Origin of the sequence: Leucobacter denitrificans (assembly GCF_014396385.1) — a bacterium.
GTDB lineage: Bacteria > Actinomycetota > Actinomycetes > Actinomycetales > Microbacteriaceae > Leucobacter > Leucobacter denitrificans.
Genome location: NZ_CP060716.1, coordinates 1824904 through 1843522, shown reverse-complemented (window position 1 = coordinate 1843522; position 18619 = coordinate 1824904). Strand labels below are relative to the sequence as shown.

Sequence of the window (18619 nt, the reverse complement as noted above, 5' to 3'; positions counted from 1 at the left end):
CGAGCGCACACGAGGATTCAGGCGTAGACCTCTATCAGGCTATGAAAGTACTCGAGGAAACAACTCGAGGTGAAGCCGTGGTCACATACGGCGCAGGTAACCACGCTATTTGGGCGGGACGCTACCTCACCCATGAGCTTCCAAATTCACTTGTCGCACCGAGAAATGGTGCTATGGGAGTCGGAGTTCCTGCTGCGGTCGCAAGTGCTCTCATCTTCCCTGAGCGCACCGTCGTCACGGTCGCAGGTGATGGGTGCTTCATGATGAACGGTCAAGAACTCGCGACCGCAGTCGGTTATGGCGCTAAAGTGCATGCCATCGTGGTTGATAATGGGTGTTTCGCGACGATCCGCGAGCATCAAGAGGCGCACTACCCTGATCGCCCGTCGGGAACCCATCTCACGAACCCAGATTTCGCAGCGCTCGGTCGGGCCTACGGGCTTCACGGAGAAACGGTGCGAACGACTGAGGAATTCGCACCGGCACTGAACCGCGCTCTCGCCAGCAGCACGGGAAGCGTGATCCACGTCATCACCGACCCCGAGACTCGCGCGCCGAGCACCAGCTAAACCGCACCTGCGCACCACCATCGCTGCGCTAGTGCCGATACATTGCTAACCCGAGGAGCTACACACGTGAACGAAATAAACGAATCCTTTCTCACCGATTGGGCCGTGAGCTCGAAGTTCGGAGCTGTCAAAGGCACGAACGGCGTCGAACGACAAGCAGCGAGCGCTGCCGACGGCGAGCAACGCAAGTGGTTTGAAGGGCTGCTCGAAGGCCACGGCTTCACCGTGAAACGAGACGCAATCGGCAACCAGTTCGGGCTACTCGAGCTCGTACCGGGTGCGCCGTTCGTGCTCGTCGGGTCACATATGGACTCGCAACCGACGGCCGGCCGGTTCGACGGGGCTTATGGTGTAATGTCAGGCGCTCACGCATGCTTCGCTCTCGCCGAAGAGTTCCGCAACCACCCAGAGCGCGCCCGCTTCAATCTTGCCGTGGTGAACTGGTTTAACGAAGAGGGCTCACGTTTCAAGCCTTCAATGATGGGAAGCTCGGTGTTCACCGGCAAACTTCCTCTCGACGTTGCACTGGACACTGTTGACGGTCAAGGCGTATCTGTTCGAGAAGCCCTCGACCTCATCGATGAGCGCGGCGACCTCGACCGCATCGAGGTGGCCTCCTACGCTGAGATCCACGTGCAACAGGGTCGCAGCATGGAAGAAGACGGCGTAACCATAGGGCTCGTGAACGCGACGTGGGCGGCGCATAAGTTTGAGTTCAAGATCACGGGAGAGCAGGCGCACTCGGGCGCGACAGCGATGCCAGACCGACGCGACGCGCTGCTCGGTGCAGCGCGACTCGTTGTGGCCGCTCGTGAACTCGTTGACGAATTCGAGCCGGGGATGCTGCACACCGCGTGCGGCGAGCTGAACGTTTACCCCAACTCTCCTGTTGTCGTCGCGAGTGAGGTCACGCTGTTACTCGACCTGCGTTCCCCAAGTGGTGATGTGATTCGCGACGCGTACGAAAAGCTCATGGCAACCGTCGAGAAGGTGCGCCAGAACGATGGTGTGGACGTGGAGATCATTGCTGAACACAGCTGGGACCAGAACCCGTACCCTGAAGCCGGAGTCGAACTGGCTCGCGAAGTCGCTGCCGAACTCTCACTCACCCACGATCGCGTGCTCACAGTCGCGGGTCACGACTCAACAAATATGAAGGATGAGGTGCCGACCGTCATGCTCTTCGTGCCGAGCGTCAACGGAGTCTCGCACAACCTCGACGAGTTCACTCATGATGACGATCTCTTGGCAGGACTGCAAGCTCTCACTGGAGTCGTGCGCAAGCTGGCTGAGGGCGCGCTCGCTCCTGAAAACCCCGCGGTGCTCGGAACTCGCGTATCGTCGTAGCCAAGGAGGACCTCGTGGGTACCGGATCACATAGCGTAGTACAGCTTGAAAACGAGCACTTTCGTGTCACTGAGTGGACGATCGAGCCGGGCGGCTCGATTCCGATGCATCGCCACGATTACGAGTATGTCGTCGTTCCCATGGTGACGGGACGCATGCATGCCGAGAACTCCGATGGCACCGAGTTTGTCGCCGAACTCACGCAGGGCGTGAGCTACACGCGCTCCGCCGGGCAAGAGCACACGATTAGCAACCGCTACTCCGACGAGAACATCGTGTTCGTTGAGATCGAGCGGCTGTAAGCACTACCCCTCATACGAGGCAGCCCACTCGCGTACCCGCTTAACACTCTCTTCATCCGAGAGATCCTCCACGCGCGTCATAATCGACCAACGCACCCCGAAAGGGTCGCGAATGCTCGCAAAACGGTCGCCCGAAACAAAGTCTGCGGCAGGCTCGCGTAAGGTGGCGCCGGCGGAGACGGCGCGATCCACCACGTCATCGACATCGGGTCTGTACAGCGCAAGCGAATAGCAGTCGTCGTCACCCGCGGGCGGCGGCACGAGGTGGTAGTCGGGCATCGCCTGGCCGAGTTGCAGCCTGCCGGACCCGAAGTCGAGCTCGGCGTGGGCGACCACACCGCCCATCTCGGTGACATCAACGACGCGGGCGCCAAAGACGTCGCGATAGAAGTCGATCGCCTCGCGGGCACGCTCGACCACGATGAACGGGGTGAGGCTCGTCGACCCGTGAGGCCGTCCGTTGGTCGTGTGTTCGCCGCTCGCCGCGCGGCTTGCTGTTTCACTCATGTATGCAGCGTACGCCGCTTCGCTAGGCGAGGGCTTGAAAATTTGCGCCAACCTCGGAAGATTATAGACGTGAGCCAGAGCGAGTCGTCAGCGCGCGGGATCCTGTACCCGAGCAGGCTCCCTGAGTTTCACCGCTTGCAAGCACCCGAGTCGCTCGCGCATGCGGTGAGGTGGTTCTGGATCCCTGTGTGGGATCTACCTCACGGCGTGCAGTCGCGGCAAGAGATCCTTCCTTTTCCAGCGTGCAATCTTGTTGTTGAGTCGGCCGGAGGCGCGTCCACTGGCCGTGTCTCTTTCGTCGGGCCACCGACGCGACGCTCCGAGCGCGTGCTCGAGGGGCAGGGTTGGGCAGTTGGTGCGCTGCTGCGACCAGCCGCTGCACATGCGCTTCACGCCCAGTTGCCGTCGGTGCGCGACACTGAAGTCATCGTCAATGCTCCTGATCTGCTGGCCAAGGTGGTGGCAGCGATGGATCGGAACGCCTCGAGCGGTCTTGAAGATGCGGGAGATCCACTAAATCGTGCCGGCCAACGCGAACTTGCGGCTGCGGCACTGGGTGCGTGGATCCACAACCGTGTACCCGCGGCGAGCGCGAGGAGCGCAACCGACAAGCTCGCGAACCGCATGAGCGAACTGCTGCTCGATGCTTCGATCACGCGAGTGGATCAGCTCGCAGATCGCCTCGGCACGTCAGCGCGTACGGTTCAGCGCATTGCGGATCAGTACTTCGGGCTCCCTCCACTCTCGATGATCCGCAGGCGCAGACTGCAGGAAAGTGCGGAACGGTTGAGTGCGGACGCAAACCTTTCGCTGGCAGATCTTGCCGCCGAACTCGGGTACTCAGATCACGCCCACTTCACGAATGATTTCACCGCGGTGCTCGGCTTGACCCCAACACAATACCGGGGCATAGAATCGTCCCCGCGGAAGGGGTCTCCGTGAGCCAACGCTAGCCTTCGATTCCGTAAGGAGTTCCTGGTGCCAACAACTTCTGCCACCACGAGCGAAATTATCGCCAAATTTGGCGAGATTCCCAAACTTGACGAAGCTTCATTCAAAGAAGACCTCGAGACCGCAGTCAGTTCAGGCCTCTATCCAATGCACGGAATCGACGAGGACTCCAAGTAGCCGTCGGGTAGATCGGAATTGCGTTCACGCAAAACACACGTTTACACTGAAGGCGGTAGCAGTTCTTCAGCGGACCACGCGCCAACTCCAGAAGGCGGCCTCGGGTCGCCTTCTGCGTTCCAGCAGATACCCGACGGCATGCTCATTGCGTATCTTGATGAGTTCGGACACGTCGGACCTTATATCGGGACTAATCACAAGAAATTCTTCCATAATCCAGTATTTGGATACGCTGGCATCCTTGTCCCGGCCGAGAATGTGCGACGGTTTGGCGGCAACTGCTTTTACTCCGGCGTTGTTATGCCTTTAGGAACGACGACGATGACCGGGCAAACCCCGGCAGAACTCACAAGCAGGGTACTTATTGATGTAGTGAAGCGGCTGTGTTTATACGCCGAACGCAATGGCCGTAACCTCACCGTACTCCTCGATCAAGGAGGCCCTATGCCTCGCGAAGATGCGATCACACGTATGGCCTCGTTCATTTATTCAGCGAAGGAACCTGAAATGAAGCGGATAATCGAGGTGCCAATGCAACTCGAAAGCCATCGTTACGGGGCAATGCAATTCGCAGATTGGTTGTGCGCGATTACTTCGCGAACCGTACACTATCATTTCACCGATTCAAATGAGTTCGACTGGGCACCGAACGCTTTCAAGAACATCGTTCGCAACTGGGCAACCACAGAATCGCGCATCTTCGTACCCGAAACCCACAGTTCGGTGCGAACTAGATCCCTCATTCACCCATTGAAGTGGGTCGATAGCAATTTCAATTCTCAGTTGAGAACTCCAGGGGCCACCCTGCAACAATGCGTCGGGGATGCTCTCAGCCCTCGCGCCGAGTTGTGAGAACCTCGCCGAGTCCGTTGATTTCGCTTAGGCGATGCGCTGGGCGACGACGACGGTGTCGTCGGGGTGATGATCCGCCGCGTCACTGCGCCTGCGCCGCTCGGCGACGAGGACCCGCCATTGCGAGGCGTCGAGCGCGAGCGCAGTGAGCTCATCCTCAGGCGACACGAAGTGGTCTGGTTGGTCCTCGGGCGGGTCGGTGTGACCCGGTCGTCCGGATGCGTGCGACACCAACACCAGGTGCCCTCCAACCGCAACCCGGGAGGAGGCAGCACGGAGAATATGTTCGCGCTGCAGTTCAACAGGCGACTGGAAGAAACTCGCTGTCACAAGGTCAAAGGGCCCAATCGGGCCGCCGACGGACGCAGGTTGGTCGGCCCACCGCCCAAGGTCCGCCGCATAAAACCGAGCGTGTGTGAACCCTCGCTCGACCGCGGCCCGCGTTGCCCGCTCGATCGCTGTCGGGGACAGGTCAATGCCCGCGACTTCCCAGCCCTGCTCGGCGAGCCACAGCACGTCGCCACCCTCACCGCACCCAAGATCGAGAGCGGTGCCGGGAGTGAGGTCGCGCACGAGTTTGGAAAGCGATGCGTTCACCTCACCCGACCAAACAGCGCCTGCGCTCGCGTACCGGCGTTCCCAGTACTCCTCAGGGTGGAGCTCCTCGGTCTGGAGGTCAGTGCGGGAATGATCCGCATGCTCATGTGACTGCTCACTCACGGCCGCTGCGCTCCTTCAAGACACTCCCGCACTTCAATCCACGTGTCGAGTTCGCCAGCAAATCGCTCGGCGATCTGCACGACGCGTTCTTTGCTTGCGGCGCGAATCGACCAGATGCGTGCCACAGGTTTGCCGTTCACGTTATAGGGGCCGTCGCTCAACACCAGATCGGGCCCGACTACTACCGCCTGGGTATCAGGGGCAAGAACCTCGACCCACTCAAGTTCAGAACGTTGCGAAAGCTCGTTCTCGAAAACAGCAAGGAACTCGGTGATCTCTTCTTGCCACTCCGGAGTCTTCGCCCGCAATTCTTCATCGTGTATATGCCAGAACAAGAGATAACGCATGGTTGCCTCCTCACGCTGCACCGAGCGTCGGATGCGCCCGGCCCTATACACATATTCTCACCGCTATCGCCCGCTGTCGAGGCCTAGTGAGCGGGCGTACAGGCGGCACACCTGTTCAGCGGTCTCGGCGATGCGTGTGGGGGCGGTGGCGATGAGGTCTTCGAGCGTCGTCGGACCCGGCGCGATGGAGAATGCAGCGGTGACACCGGCGTCTCGGCACTCGGTCGCGCTCAGTGCAACCGAACCGGCGATCACCACGACCGGCACATCGGCCGGTGTCGACCGAACCACGAGGTCGATGACCTTGCCGTTCACGGACTGGCTATCGAGGCGCCCTTCACCGGTGAGCACGAGCGTTGCGGGCGCAAGCAGGCCCGGTAACCCGATGGTCTCTGAGACGAGGTCAGCGCCCGCGATTGTCTCGGCGTCGAGCAGCGCGACACCCGTCAGTGGCATGCCGCCCGCAGCTCCGAAACCTGGCCTGTCGGTGTACTTAGAGGCCGCAATGCCGGCGCCACTCGCGAGCAGAGCGGCAAGGTGCGCGAGACCTGCATCGATGACCTCGATATCTGCCTGGGTCGCACCTTTCTGCGGGCCGAACACCGCTGCCGCTCCCCGTGGCCCGGTGAGCGGGAAGTTGACGTCGACCGCAATGCGCCAGCTCGCATTTTTAGCACGTGGATCGAGGCGCGAAGCGTCGATCCGCTCGATCTGCGAGAGCCCCGCGGCGCCCCTCGGCACCTCGCGGCCCGCAGCGTCGAGAAAATGTACGCCGAGCGCGCGGAGCATGCCGGTGCCGCCGTCGCTCGTCGCCGATCCACCGATGCAGAGCAGGATCGAGGTCGCGCCCCGATCGAGCGCGGCGAGCACGATCTCGCCGACACCCTCGGTGCTCGCGTCGAGTGGACGCAAATCTACGTCGCTCACCCAGGGCAGCCCGTTCGCCTCGGCGGCCTCAACGATCGCCGTGTTGCCATCGGGGCTCAACCCGTAGCGCGCCGTGCGAGGGCGGCCGATGGCGTCGTGCACCTGCGCGGTGCGCGCGTCGACGCCCCACGCCGCGAGCATGGCGTCGAGCGTACCCTCTCCCCCATCGGCAAGCGGAATCGCGACGTACTCGGCAGCGTCACCAAAGACCGCCCTCGCACCGTCGAGCATCGCGTGCGCGGCATCGATCGCCTCGCAGCTTCCCTTAAATGAATCGGGCGCAGCGACGATGACCGGGCGAACGTTCACAGCCATGCCCCGAATCGGCGTTACTTCGCGCCCGTCAGCTCTGCGTCAACGCCAGAGCGCTGCGCGACGCGCTCCTTGATGAACCCCGCGACCGCAACATGGTCGGGGTGAACCGCGTACTCATCGAGCGCCGCCTTGTCGCGGTGATCACTGACGAGCGCTACGTCCCAGTTCACGTCGCCGTTGTACTCGTTGCGAAACACGTCAAACGCCACAATGCCGGGCACGGTGGCCGGCAGTTCGCGCAGCTTCGCCTCAATATCTGCGGCCTGCGTTGCGCGCTCCTCGGCGGTCTCGCCGTTCAACTTCCAGCACACGATGTGGCGTACGGTCACAATGACTCCTTTGGTGTTTTTGGGTTCAGCACTTACGTTCGTTGTGGATCACTTGCGCCACGGCAGCTTCGACGTGCGTGCCGCTTTTGTTATCGCGGCTTCGAGCTTGTCGCGATCCACTCGCCAGATCGCATGCCGCTTCTCACCGATGAGCACAACGGGAATATCTTCGGAGTGCAGCCTCGCGAGCTGTTCGTCTTCGAGAATGTTGCGCTCAACGAGCTCGGTGTCGATGCCCGACTTCGCGACCGACCCACGCACTTCTTCGATAACTACCCGCGCGTCATCGCAGAGATGACAACCGGGCTTACCGATGAGCGTGAGGGTTACGGGCACGAATCAAGGGTACGCCATTCGGATCCTGCTCACCGCGACTCACCACTGGCCCTGATCAGCAAACAGGCAATCAGCGCAAGGAGTAACGCGAAGATGAACACCGTGAATCCGTATTGGTAGTCCTGTGCTCTCGGAGTTGGCCCCTCGAACGCGTTAATGATCGCCGCAATAACTGCGGTTCCGATAGCTCCGCCGACCGCACGAACATTGGCATTAATTCCGCCTGCAACACCAGTTTGATCAGCAGACACACCAGTTACGACAAGCACCGGCATGATCGTTAAGACCGCGCCCATACCCACCCCGGCGAGTAGCGAAGCAACCGAGACCTGCCATATTTCGACGACCGGGGTAACGAGTAAGGCGCAGCCGAGCAGCACCACTGCGACGCTACCGACAAGCGCCTTGCGGAACCCGTACTTGGCGATGAGATGGTGAGATACGAACCCCATGGCAAAGAGCGCCACCGACAGTGGCAGCATGACCAACACCGACTGCAACACGGTCATATCGAATCCGTACCCAGTGGCCCGAGGCGCTTGCAGGTACTGCGGTACGAACGTCTGCAGGCTAAACAGCGGAATGCCGATGACTGCTGACAACACGCTCGTAGTCCACATGATATTTGATTTCATGAGTTTCAGGTCGATGAGTGCGCCCCTCGAGTACCGCTCCGCGAGGATCCACCCAATGAACGCGAGCACTGAGATCACCGCAACCCCGATCGTGATGGGCGATGCGATTCCCCACACTTGGGCATTTGTGGTGAGTAAGAGGAGGCCGGTGAGCCAGGTCGCAAAGGAGAGGATCGGCGCAACACTGACGGGGCTTGGATGTACCGGCGAATCGGACAGCACTCTCATGAACAGGAGTGAGATGAGGAGCACAATCAGCGGGAACCAGAACAGCCAGCGAAAGCCGAGTGTGTCGACGATCAGGCCAGACAACAGGCTGCCGATGGCCACCCCTCCAGCCGCGACGCTGCCGAGAACCCCCACAGATCTGTGCAGAGACCGGCCCTCAAGTTGATCCCGCAGAATGCCGAATGACAGCGGAAATATTGCCCCGCCCACTCCCTGTATTACCCGCCCACAGATCATCATTCCGATCGATGTCGAAAGCCCAGACACCAAGACACCAAACGCGAGGGTCGACATCGCGATGACGAGCACTCGCTTTTTGCCGAAGGTGTCGCCCAGCCGCCCAAGCACTGGGGTACATATCGATGCAGACAGCAAATACGCGGTCACGACCCACGTCACGTGCAGCTGAGTTGTTCCTAGCTCAGCCTGAATGACAGGAAGTGCTGGACTCAAGATCGACTGCAAGATGGTAAATACGCCTGCCCCCGATGAGAGCACGGCGAGCGTGGCAGCAGGCCCGAAGGGCAGTCGTCCGCTACGCATGTTCGCCCTTAGACTCCTTACTTCGACGACAATGCGCATTTGCGGTCATGACATGCGTTGCTCGTGAGCACGCGCCCTAACCACTTTGCGCGCGCGAACTACGGGAAGCAGTGCGCCACAGACGGCCAACACGATAGCGATGATTCCGGTGAGGTATGAAGCATCGCTCCACGGCACATCCCACCAACGATCCATAGACCATCTGCCAGGGCCCGCGATACCAATCGCGCAACACATCACCGCGAGAACAAACGGAAACTCGCCTCCTCCGGCAGAGTTCCAAAATTTCCCCGAACGGAGTATCAAGGCGTGTGCTGCCACAAACAGTGTTGCCCCACCCATCACCACTGCGACTGGAAACAGGAAGCCCGTCGCAAACAGCAACGCGGCACCGAGCTCAGTAGCACCTGCGAGCATCACCATGAGTTTCGCCGGCTGGTGCCCGAGAGCCTCAAATAGATCAGCCGATCGACCAATGCCAGCCCCTTGAAACCAACCAAGCAGCTTCTGCGTGGCATGCGCAAAAAGAGTAGTGGCCAAGATGAGGCGCAAAACCAATATTGCTTCGTCCATGATTCTGATTCCTCTTTCGCTGAGACGGCCGTTATGCCCTCTGCCGAACTGGTAGTTGTGACCGTTTTTTCATCGCCAGCACCCCGCACAACGGACCAAGCGCGAGCACTAAGAAGCTCCAGCGCCATCCGAATTCGGCGGCGATGATTGGAACTATTTGAATGGTCACTGCTGTGATCAAGAAACCCACCGCCATCTGTAACGTCAACGCAGTTCCGACGTAGCGCGGATCAGCTTTGTGGCTGAGCTCCGCAGAGAATTGCGCTGAGTCCGCGACAACCGAAACCCCCCAGACACACAGAAATGGGATCAGGATCCACGTCGATAGCCCGAACACGGCAATACTTGCCACACAGCAAACACCGCTCATTGCCAAGGACCACGATGCGACCCGACACGACCCCAATTTCTTCGCCACGATACCCGCAAGCACACAGCCTGCAGCTCCACAAATCCCAATCACCAAGTAGGACAGCATGCCGACGGTGGATTCGATCTGCCCCTCGAGCAAGGCCGTATCTGGACTTGTTTGCGCCTGCGTGATCACAAGGCTGGCCGTCAGGTACATCGGAAGCCAGGTCCAGAATCCATACAGTTCCCACATGTGCCCGAAGTAGCCAAGGTTGACACGGCGTTGAGCCGGGTCGCGGAACATGTCGAGCAAATATCCTGGTCGAAGCGGCGCCCGCTCTTGGCGGTTTGGCCCCTCGCGAATCATGAGCGCGATGAGGGCCGCAACACCACACAGCACGCTGGTCGCGGTGAGAAGCGTGCGCCATGGGAGCGGCGCCCCGAACCCCGTAATGAGGTGGGGGGTGGCGGATCCCAGGGCAGTCGCTCCGATCATGATCCCCATCGCTAGCGCTCGCCCCTGCCGAAACCACGAAGCTGTGACTTTGACTCCGACCGGATAGATTCCGGCCAGAGCCACTCCCGTAAGAAAGCGGAGCGCGATAGCCACCGACAAGTTTGGGGCGACCCAAGCGAACATGAGGGTGAGCGAACCCGCAAGCAGAGCCGCCGCGGTCATGAGTGCGTGAGGACTCACACGATCAGCAAGGTTCACTGCAGCCGACAGCAACGCACCAACCACAAAGCCAATTTGCACCGACATGGTCAGCCATGAAGTCTCATGGCTGACCAGCCCCCACTCCTGTGAAATCGAAGGTGCAACCGCAGCTGTTGAAAACCACACTGACAGAGTCAGCACCGTAGTCACCGCGACAAGAGTGACCTGCCACTTCGGTGTGGCACTCAACGTCTAACCCACCACGCCAGTTGCTGTCGCCTCGAGGCCACCGGCATTCACCGCGGAGAGCTGTCGGCGCGAAGTACCACCGAGCGCTGTGATCCATTCAGATTCAGCCGGTGCTTGGTTTCCCCTCCATGCAACGTACCGATCTGGTCGAACGAGCAGGAGGTCTGCCTCGTATAGACCACGAAGGTTATGCCCTGTGAGATCCACAACTGTCAGCGGCAAGTCAAGGCCCGCAGCATCGCTCTTAGCTTGCTCAACTTCGGCCTCTGACGCCGAAATATTGAGCAGTGTGAATTCCTTGCCAAGGAGCGAGTAGAGCGATATGCGATCTGACTCACCAGCAGCATCGCCCGCCCCGCCTGGCAGCCACGCGTGCGGAGCCCTGTGACCCGGCTTCGCCTGCGGAATGTACACCGTGTGTTCCCACGGCTCAGCAACTGATCCGTCATCAACCACGATCTCTGAATTCGGGTACCGAGTATCCAAGACCACGCCGTCTTTGTTCCATTCGACATATGAGACCTCATTCATGGTCTCCACAAGTCGTTGCTGCTCTTCATCACTCAGAGTGTCTGGATCTGGGAGATCGCCATTGATGTTGGCAAACTTCTGAACGTTAACCGTTGCTTGCCATGCACGGAGCGAGGCCTGCGCAGTCGCCTCCCCAAGGGGGCGGCGTTCAGGATCGTATGACTCCAACAGCTGGGGGCCTCCCCACCCATTGATAGTCGCCGCGAGTTTCCAACCCAAATTCGCCGCATCACCGATACCCGTGTTCATATTCTGACCAAGTTTCGGCGGGAAGAGGTGTGCCGCGTCACCCACCAGAAATACTCTGCCCTTCTGGTAGGAAGCAGCGACTCTACTCTGAATAGGGAACCATGATTTCTCAATGACCTCGACTGTGACATCGGCGCCAACTATCCGGCGCATGATGTTGACCACGCCTTCGTCATCTAACTCGTGCTCGAATGGGAAAGGACCGACGATACCTCTCCAGACGTGTTCGCCGAGATCGGTGGGGCTCACCGTTGCGTGCCAATCAGAGGTCCAGACGATGTTTCCCCCACGCGGCTCGTAGCCAATGTGCTCTGCAAGATCTGGGAGGCTCACCACCAGGTTGTAGTGCCGAGCCTGTGGATCAGACTCGTTGCGATCGATCCCCACAGACAGTCGAGTCCTGCTCTGACCACCGTCTGCTCCAACGACGTAATCGGCAGCAATGCTTGCCGTCTCGTCCCCCTCGGTTGTGCGCAATGAAACGGTTACACCATCTTCCTGCGCATCGATCTCGTCAACCATCCAACCAAGTACGTGGGTAACTCCAAGCTCGGTAGCCCGCTCTCTCAGCAGTGCGTTGAGGTGGCGCTGTGCCGCGACGTGTGGAATTTGGGCAACCACCTCGGGATCAGGTTTCACCCATGAAACTTCACCTAAAGGCTGATGAATGAACGGGCCACGAAACGAGATCGTGGCGTGCGTGCTTCCCTTCGTCCGCCTGCGAATCTCGTCTGCAACACCCCAACGCTCAAGTTGCTCCATCGTCGGTGCGCTCAGCTCTTGTGCCTTAACAGCCTGCTTGATACTCGTGCGCCGCTCGATAACGACACTCTGGATTCCTCGCTGCGCGAGATCGAGAGCCAGCGCGGTTCCCACCGGACCGCCACCCGCAATCAGCACAGTGGCGTGGTCAGGAATCACTGAAACAGGTGTTACCTCAGCCTCTACAACCATTGTCATTTACTCCTTGTCATCGTTTGCACACCCCGAGTGGTTGCAGGATCTTCTTCAATCCCTGCCGCGTCAGTTGGTAGTGCAATGGAATTCTTGAACTGCTCGGTTTCCTGAAGAAATGCCTCAGACCGAGCATTGGCAAAGCGCTCGAGCAGACTTGCCAGTATTTTGGTGATGATGAATCCAACGGAGCCGATTACCGCCACTCCGATGACCGTCAGCACCAACAGTGCAGCACCCTGTGAGGGAACAGCGCCCATGTAGAGTCCGTAGATTCGTGACGCCACAGTCTGCGACTGAGCGCTCCCGAGCAGCAGTGGAACCTCCAAGTTGTTCACAACGAGCAGACCCGACATGAACCATCCAACAAAGAAGCTCGGAAGGAGCAACCGCCCGGTAATACCAATGGCTGCTTGAAATGAAGTGCGCCCAGAAATTCGAGCAGCGTCTTCAAGATCCTGGGAGACCTGTCGGATCGCGGCGCTACCCAGCTGTACAGCGATGGGGAGCACTCGAACAATCAGCGCCAACATCACCAGCCAGATCGTGCCGAACAGCATTCGCAAACCGGGAACCGAAACGAAGCCCCACAGCACTGCGATCGGGCCGATGATTCCTGGCATCGCGATCGGCAGCACGGTCATGCCCCGAAGGATCACACCTGCGCGAGGGTTCGAACGGATACTGATGTATGCAACCAGGAAGGCTAGGAACACCGCAATGAAGCCAACGACGACAGCAATGAATAGCGTGTTCCAAACGATTTGAACAATGCCAGTACTGTTCAGCACCGATTTGTAGTTATTGAACGACAACCCAGTCAATACTCCTGGGAATGGCTGGAACGAAGCCAGCACAATCGACCCAAGTGGCAGCACCAACATGAACACAATGTAGGCGCCAAGGATTGCTCCCATGAGCCAGCGCCACCTACCAAGCCGCCAGACGTCTCCCCGTGATGGCTTACCGCTGACGGTGGTAAACGAACGCTTTCCAAGCAGCTTCGCCTGAATGAGCATGAGTACCAAAGTGGCAACCACGAGTGTCAGCGACACCGCAGCGGCATCAGCATATGGCGGCGGGTTACCGTTGTTGAGGTTCTCAAACACTTTCACCGGTAGCAGCATGATGCCAGCGGGTGCGCCAATGACAAGTCCTGTAGGAAGAGACATGATCTCTGCCAAGAAACCGATCATCATGACCCCGGTGAGAATCGGTGCCAGCAACGGAAGCGTGACGAGGAACGTCGTTCGAAGCCAGCTTGCACCCGATGTCAGCGAAGCCTCTTCTTGAGAGCGGTCGAGCGCCCGGATTGGACCGAGTACTAAGAGGTACACGATTGCTGCGGACGGAAGTCCCTGCACGAGCACGAGCCCAGGCCACGATTCAATATTCATGATGTGCCCGTCGCTGCCCGTCAACGCACGGTATGCAACGTTGAGGACCCCGGTATAGGTATTACCGAGCAGCGACCACCCGACGACATAGATGATGCCCTGCATGATTGCGATGATGACCATGACGGGAGTCATCATTCGCCGAAATGGTGCATCCGTCCGCTCTACGATCAGGGCGATACCTACTCCGAGAATTCCGCTCAATGGGGTCGCGATGAGCGCAACGATGAGCGAGTTTCGCAGCGCATTCTCGTCATTCATGTATCCCCAGAGGCGCTCATAAGCCCCGAAGCTCCATTCCCCCGGACTCAATGGCGATGCGGTGCGGAACGAACCGTAGGCCAACATAATGAGCGGCCATACGACGAGAACGAAGAGGATCGTTGCGATCAGAGCAATACGTAAGGTCGATCCACTCGGCTTCCCGCCCTTTGGTTGCGTAAGACGTGGGGTTCGTGGCGCAGTCATGACACTCCCAGCTTGGTTGGAACCGTGAGCACACCCGTGCCTTGCGGAGCGGAGTATGCAGGCGATCCACCCAAAACATCATTCGAATCCTGGCCGAACGCAACTGCAACGCGAGACGCAATATCGAGGCTCACTCTGCTCCCCACACCGATACGTTCCGCTTGAGCTGGCACTCGAGCAAGCAAGGTGAGATCCCCCGCACGCAACGAATACTCAATGTCTTCACCCAAGAACTTGACGTCGTGTACCCGCGCACCGCTCCTCGAATCAGATTCCGCCTCCGAGATATGCGAAACCGAGATGCTCGAAGCGCGAATTGCGACGCGCACTTCATCACCCGTTTGCAGCGGGGCGGGAGTCTTGACGACGAGATCCCCCGCCCACAGGTGCGAACGAACAACGACAAATTCGTCACCACCCTGCGCGACTGTAGCTGGAACCATGTTGTCGTAGCCCAGGAATTCGGCGACAAACGGACGGGCAGGTGTTGCGAACAGCTCTTCGGGTGGCCCCTCCTGCATAATCGCCCCCTTGCGCATCAGCACGATTCGGTCAGAAAGCGTCATGGCTTCCTCCTGGTCGTGCGTTACAAATATCGTCGTCATCCCGAGTTGACGATGAAGATCACGGAGCTCTTGCCGCATATCGATACGCAAACTCGCATCAAGGTTTGACAATGGCTCATCGAGAAGAATGACCTTCGGGCGATCAACGAGCGCCCGAGCGAATGCAACACGTTGCTGCTGACCACCCGATAGATCTGAAACTTGACGCTCACCGAGACCCGCAAGACCGACTCGCTCGAGCGCTTCTTCGACTCGCCTGGCTATCGATGCCCGGTCACGCTTACGCGCCTTGAGCGGGTAAGCCACGTTGCCTCGCACAGTCATATGCGGCCAGAGCGCATAACTTTGAAAGACCATTCCGAGTTCGCGCTTGTTCGGTGGTAGGTAGACGCCAGCCGCGGGATCATCCACGAGGGTTCCGCCAATGTGAATAGTTCCCTCGGTTGGTGCACTCAAGCCACAGATCGATCGCAACAACGTCGTCTTGCCGCACCCGCTGGGACCCAGGAGGGTGACAAACTCACCCTCCTGGATGCTGAGGTTCACGCCTGAAATTAGCTGATGTTTACCAAAGCTTTTTCCATAGTTTTGAATCTCAACATTGCTCATAATCTTCGTCCTCTCGCGGAGTCGTTTGGTTACTTCACAGACTCGAGAATTGGTTGCACGACATCAGTAAAGAAGATCTGACGAGTGTTTGCTTCTTCATGGACAGGCAGCTGAGGAACAGTGAACTCAGATGCGGGTGGCATGTCGTCACGATCCGGTGCGTACGACATTTCTCCGTAAGCAAACCAGCCTTCATTAAGAGCATTCTGTCCGTTCTCTGAGAACGCCCACTCGACAAACAGCTTCGCGAGGTTTAGGCTCGGCGCTTCGGCTGCAATACCCAGACCGTTGCGCTGTAGGAACATGCGATCCATAGAGGCAAGTCCAATCGGAGCTCCGGTTCGTTGCATGTTCATCGCCACAGATGCTGGGGCCCACAGGATCACACCGGTCCTACCCTGTGCGAGTGCGCTGAGCGCGGTCGGCATGTCCTGGTAGAGCTCCGCATTGCTGAGGAGGCTCTTAATCTCAGCCTCGGTCATTTCGCCCGCTTCGCCGAGCGAAGCCATCGTGACGTCAGCCGGCCAGGCTCCGTTTGGCTCCGTCATACCGAACTTTCCGGCCCATTCCGAGCTCATTAGCTCGTCGAGGGTGGTTGGCAAGTCACCTTCCTCATACATCGAGGTGTTGTACATCATGCCGATGCCCGAGCTATATGCAACCGTGTACGTATCATCTGGTCCTCGCGAGTCTGCGCCAAGTTCTTCGGCGATCTTCGGTGCGTACGACAAGAATCGGCCCTCATCGGCCTGGTGGTTCAAGATACCCGACGTGGTCGAGTACATTACGACGTCTGTACTGTAGTTCCCGCTCTGGGCCTGTCCATCGAGATTCGCAAATGCAGCAGTTCCCAGTGTCCCGGTCCATTCAATAGTGATTCCAGGGAACTGTTCCTCGAACTGCGCACCGACGTAACCGAGTCCTGAGTTCGGGTCAGCAAAATCTGCATCGTTGCCTGCCGTAAGCACATTCACTTGATTTTCACCGGCAGCTTGAGCTGCTTCATAGAGTTCTTGCAGAACTGGGTTGTCGGTGGACGTCTGCGAGTCTGCTGTTTCACCATCTGTAGCAGCACCCCCATTCCCTGCGCACGCAGAGAGCACTAGACTCGCGGCCACGAGCGGAACCAGCACCTTGAGTCCACGGCGAAGCGGCGAGCGCTTCTCGAGTGCCACTGAAGCGCCAAGCGGTTGATCAATCATCTTATGTTTCCTCTTCTTTGAGTTGTACATGCAATTTGGTAGTCGAATAAAAGCAGATGGTTACGTCTCGAAGTCAATCACCCGGAGTGACAAAGCCCTGCAGTTTGCTATTTTGCTAACTTGCTCGCTATATCACCGATGAGTTTCTGAGCTTGAAACTCTCGAGATAGCTAGCGTTGCCCATCGTGCACGCTAATTTCGTTCGCAGTAAGTCCCCCCAACCTCGAATTGATTCTTCCCCCATCGGCCATGACGAGACTAAACAAGATCTCGTTTGGACGTGGCGCGTCCTGAATTCCGATTTCCATTCCGCTGTAATGGCTTCTCACGTATGAGGCACTCACGTGATGCATCGGCACCATAAGTCGATACCCCGTTGCTGCAACCGCTTTCGCAGAGGGCACCATAGAGAGTGCCTCCTGGAGAACGTGACGCATTCCCCATCCCCCTGCAACGTGCCACACAGCGCCGTGCTCTATCTCACCTGCAGTTCCCACAATCGCCGCTTTGCCATACGACTCAACGTTGTCAGATCCCCCAGAGCCTTCACCATTTCCTGAGACATCTCCTCAGCGAGTGGCCGCAGCGCCTCCATGAATGGATTCAGGTCTTCCACAAACGATCCAGTATATGGATTCGCAACGACGGCAGTTGCTGCAACCATTCGCACGGGCGTCTCTGACCTCGGGCCGAACTCGTGGTAAATCGTTTCTACGGTGAGTGCGCGCTTGCGAACCTGTACCAGTGTTGAAGCATCCATCAGGGCACTACTTCTGGTCTTCGACAGGGTTGCGCAGAGTGCCGACACCTTCGATTTCTACCTCAACGATGTCTCCCGCCTTCATGTAGCGAGGTGGCTTTCGGCTGAATCCTACGCCAGCTGGCGTTCCCGTTATGATGACATCACCTGGCACGAGTTCAAAGATTGTCGACGCGTAGTTGATGAGTTCTGGAACTGAGAAGATCATCTGACTGGTATCTCCAGTCTGCACTACTTCACCATTCAGTCGCGTCTCGACTCGTATGGGTTGGGTCAGATCCAACTCTTCGTTGGTGATCATCCAAGGCCCAAACCCACCAGTTGATTCAAAGTTCTTTCCGGCCGCGATCTGCTTCGCATGGAACTGGAACTCGCGAATACTTGCATCGTTGTAGCAGCTGTATCCTGCGACGTGGTTCATAGCCGAATCGACAGGAATATCGCGGCCTCCCTCACCGATAATCACGGCCAGTTCGCCTTCCCAATCCAGTGTTTCGGAGGCACGGGGGCGAATAATCGGCTTGTCATGCGCGACCTGCGATCGCCAAGTCCTGAGGAAGATTGGTGGAAACTCCGAAAGTTCACGCTGCAGCCCTGCCGCTATGGCCTCATTATGGTGGTCCATGTAGTTACGCACGCTGCATACGATTTTCTCTGGCTTCGGAATTGGTGCGAGAAATTCGACCTCCGATGCCGGATAGTGTTCTGCTCGCTGCACGAGCTCTTCACGGTTCTTGAAACCGTCACTGCCGATGAATTCAGCAAGCGTTGATGATCCACTCGCTTGTGAAAGATCGTAAACAGTCTCATCGACGAGAGCGCCAAACGACTCCTTTTCGCCAACGGTAAACGAAACAAGTTTCACGAAAACCCTCCTAGGTTTGTCCCACCACTTTGTGTGCGTCGCCAACACTAACAAGCTTTAATGCACATAGCAACAGATTATGCATAATTTTAATAAACGGCA

At 58.3% G+C, this 18619-nt stretch carries 20 protein-coding genes and 1 pseudogene; 6 read left to right on the top strand and 15 right to left on the bottom strand.

All coding sequences use genetic code 11. The annotated features are described in order from the left end of the window. The first annotated feature begins 41 nt into the window (after positions 1 to 41). From H9L06_RS11975 to H9L06_RS08960, 3 genes are all read left to right on the top strand, one after another. On the top strand, positions 42 to 569 hold the full coding sequence (locus H9L06_RS11975) for a thiamine pyrophosphate-dependent enzyme (protein ID WP_343069239.1): 528 nt from the start codon (positions 42 to 44) through the stop codon (positions 567 to 569). Between the two features lie 66 nt (positions 570 to 635). Then, entirely contained in the window at positions 636 to 1916 is a 1281-nt protein-coding gene (locus tag H9L06_RS08965; RefSeq protein ID WP_187554856.1) for a M20 family metallo-hydrolase, read from the top strand. A gap of 14 nt (positions 1917 to 1930) precedes the next feature. After that, positions 1931 to 2218, top strand: a complete 288-nt coding sequence (locus H9L06_RS08960) for a cupin domain-containing protein (protein ID WP_187554855.1) — start codon at positions 1931 to 1933, stop codon at positions 2216 to 2218. A 3-nt stretch (positions 2219 to 2221) separates the two neighbouring features. Here H9L06_RS08960 and H9L06_RS08955 read toward each other — a convergent pair whose 3' ends face one another. Continuing rightward, entirely contained in the window at positions 2222 to 2725 is a 504-nt protein-coding gene (locus H9L06_RS08955) for a VOC family protein (RefSeq protein WP_187554854.1), read from the bottom strand. Positions 2726 to 2794: 69 nt separating this feature from the next. Here H9L06_RS08955 and H9L06_RS08950 point away from each other — a divergent pair, with 69 nt between their 5' ends. Genes H9L06_RS08950 through H9L06_RS08940 form a run of 3 tightly spaced genes read left to right on the top strand, consistent with a single transcriptional unit; the run spans position 2795 to position 4705 of the window. Next, positions 2795 to 3667, top strand: a complete 873-nt coding sequence (locus H9L06_RS08950) for a helix-turn-helix domain-containing protein (protein WP_187554853.1) — start codon at positions 2795 to 2797, stop codon at positions 3665 to 3667. Between the two features lie 36 nt (positions 3668 to 3703). Continuing rightward, positions 3704 to 3853, top strand: coding sequence for a hypothetical protein (locus tag H9L06_RS08945; RefSeq protein ID WP_187554852.1), 150 nt, complete (start codon positions 3704 to 3706; stop codon positions 3851 to 3853). Positions 3854 to 3871: 18 nt separating this feature from the next. Beyond that, the gene (locus H9L06_RS08940; protein ID WP_187554851.1) at positions 3872 to 4705 is read left to right on the top strand and encodes a DUF3800 domain-containing protein; all 834 of its coding nucleotides are present in this window, start codon (positions 3872 to 3874) and stop codon (positions 4703 to 4705) included. Between the two features lie 27 nt (positions 4706 to 4732). Here H9L06_RS08940 and H9L06_RS08935 read toward each other — a convergent pair whose 3' ends face one another. The 14 genes and pseudogenes from H9L06_RS08935 to H9L06_RS08870 form a co-directional block, all read right to left on the bottom strand. Further along, positions 4733 to 5425 carry a class I SAM-dependent methyltransferase gene (locus tag H9L06_RS08935; RefSeq protein WP_187554850.1) on the bottom strand — a complete coding sequence of 231 codons (693 nt, stop codon included), beginning with the start codon at positions 5423 to 5425 and terminating at the stop codon, positions 4733 to 4735. Continuing rightward, positions 5422 to 5772 carry a YciI family protein gene (locus H9L06_RS08930; protein WP_187554849.1) on the bottom strand — a complete coding sequence of 117 codons (351 nt, stop codon included), beginning with the start codon at positions 5770 to 5772 and terminating at the stop codon, positions 5422 to 5424. The genes H9L06_RS08935 and H9L06_RS08930 overlap by 4 nt, the downstream gene beginning before the upstream one ends. A gap of 63 nt (positions 5773 to 5835) precedes the next feature. Then, positions 5836 to 7014, bottom strand: a complete 1179-nt coding sequence (locus H9L06_RS08925) for a glycerate kinase (RefSeq protein ID WP_187554848.1) — start codon at positions 7012 to 7014, stop codon at positions 5836 to 5838. 14 nt (positions 7015 to 7028) lie between these two features. Beyond that, positions 7029 to 7343 carry a Dabb family protein gene (locus H9L06_RS08920; protein ID WP_187554847.1) on the bottom strand — a complete coding sequence of 105 codons (315 nt, stop codon included), beginning with the start codon at positions 7341 to 7343 and terminating at the stop codon, positions 7029 to 7031. Between the two features lie 48 nt (positions 7344 to 7391). Further along, entirely contained in the window at positions 7392 to 7679 is a 288-nt protein-coding gene (locus H9L06_RS08915; protein ID WP_187554846.1) for a glutaredoxin family protein, read from the bottom strand. Positions 7680 to 7708: 29 nt separating this feature from the next. Beyond that, on the bottom strand, positions 7709 to 9085 hold the full coding sequence (locus H9L06_RS08910; RefSeq protein ID WP_187554845.1) for an MFS transporter: 1377 nt from the start codon (positions 9083 to 9085) through the stop codon (positions 7709 to 7711). Between the two features lie 45 nt (positions 9086 to 9130). After that, positions 9131 to 9658 (bottom strand): DoxX family protein, encoded by a 528-nt coding sequence (locus H9L06_RS08905; RefSeq protein ID WP_187554844.1) that lies wholly within the window; start codon positions 9656 to 9658, stop codon positions 9131 to 9133. Between the two features lie 31 nt (positions 9659 to 9689). Then, the gene (locus tag H9L06_RS08900; protein ID WP_187554843.1) at positions 9690 to 10853 is read right to left on the bottom strand and encodes an MFS transporter; all 1164 of its coding nucleotides are present in this window, start codon (positions 10851 to 10853) and stop codon (positions 9690 to 9692) included. A 66-nt stretch (positions 10854 to 10919) separates the two neighbouring features. Continuing rightward, entirely contained in the window at positions 10920 to 12656 is a 1737-nt protein-coding gene (locus H9L06_RS08895; RefSeq protein WP_187554842.1) for an FAD-dependent monooxygenase, read from the bottom strand. Further along, positions 12653 to 14515: an ABC transporter permease gene (locus tag H9L06_RS08890; protein WP_187554841.1), complete on the bottom strand. Its 1863-nt coding sequence runs from the start codon at positions 14513 to 14515 to the stop codon at positions 12653 to 12655. The genes H9L06_RS08895 and H9L06_RS08890 overlap by 4 nt, the downstream gene beginning before the upstream one ends. Further along, entirely contained in the window at positions 14512 to 15690 is a 1179-nt protein-coding gene (locus H9L06_RS08885; protein WP_223165190.1) for an ABC transporter ATP-binding protein, read from the bottom strand. The genes H9L06_RS08890 and H9L06_RS08885 overlap by 4 nt, the downstream gene beginning before the upstream one ends. Positions 15691 to 15719: 29 nt before the next feature. After that, positions 15720 to 16892, bottom strand: coding sequence for an ABC transporter substrate-binding protein (locus H9L06_RS08880; RefSeq protein ID WP_187554839.1), 1173 nt, complete (start codon positions 16890 to 16892; stop codon positions 15720 to 15722). Between the two features lie 170 nt (positions 16893 to 17062). Beyond that, positions 17063 to 17652 (bottom strand): annotated as a pseudogene (locus H9L06_RS12055) (amino acid synthesis family protein). Between the two features lie 7 nt (positions 17653 to 17659). Beyond that, positions 17660 to 18517, bottom strand: a complete 858-nt coding sequence (locus tag H9L06_RS08870; protein ID WP_187554838.1) for a fumarylacetoacetate hydrolase family protein — start codon at positions 18515 to 18517, stop codon at positions 17660 to 17662. Positions 18518 to 18619: the final 102 nt, after the last annotated feature.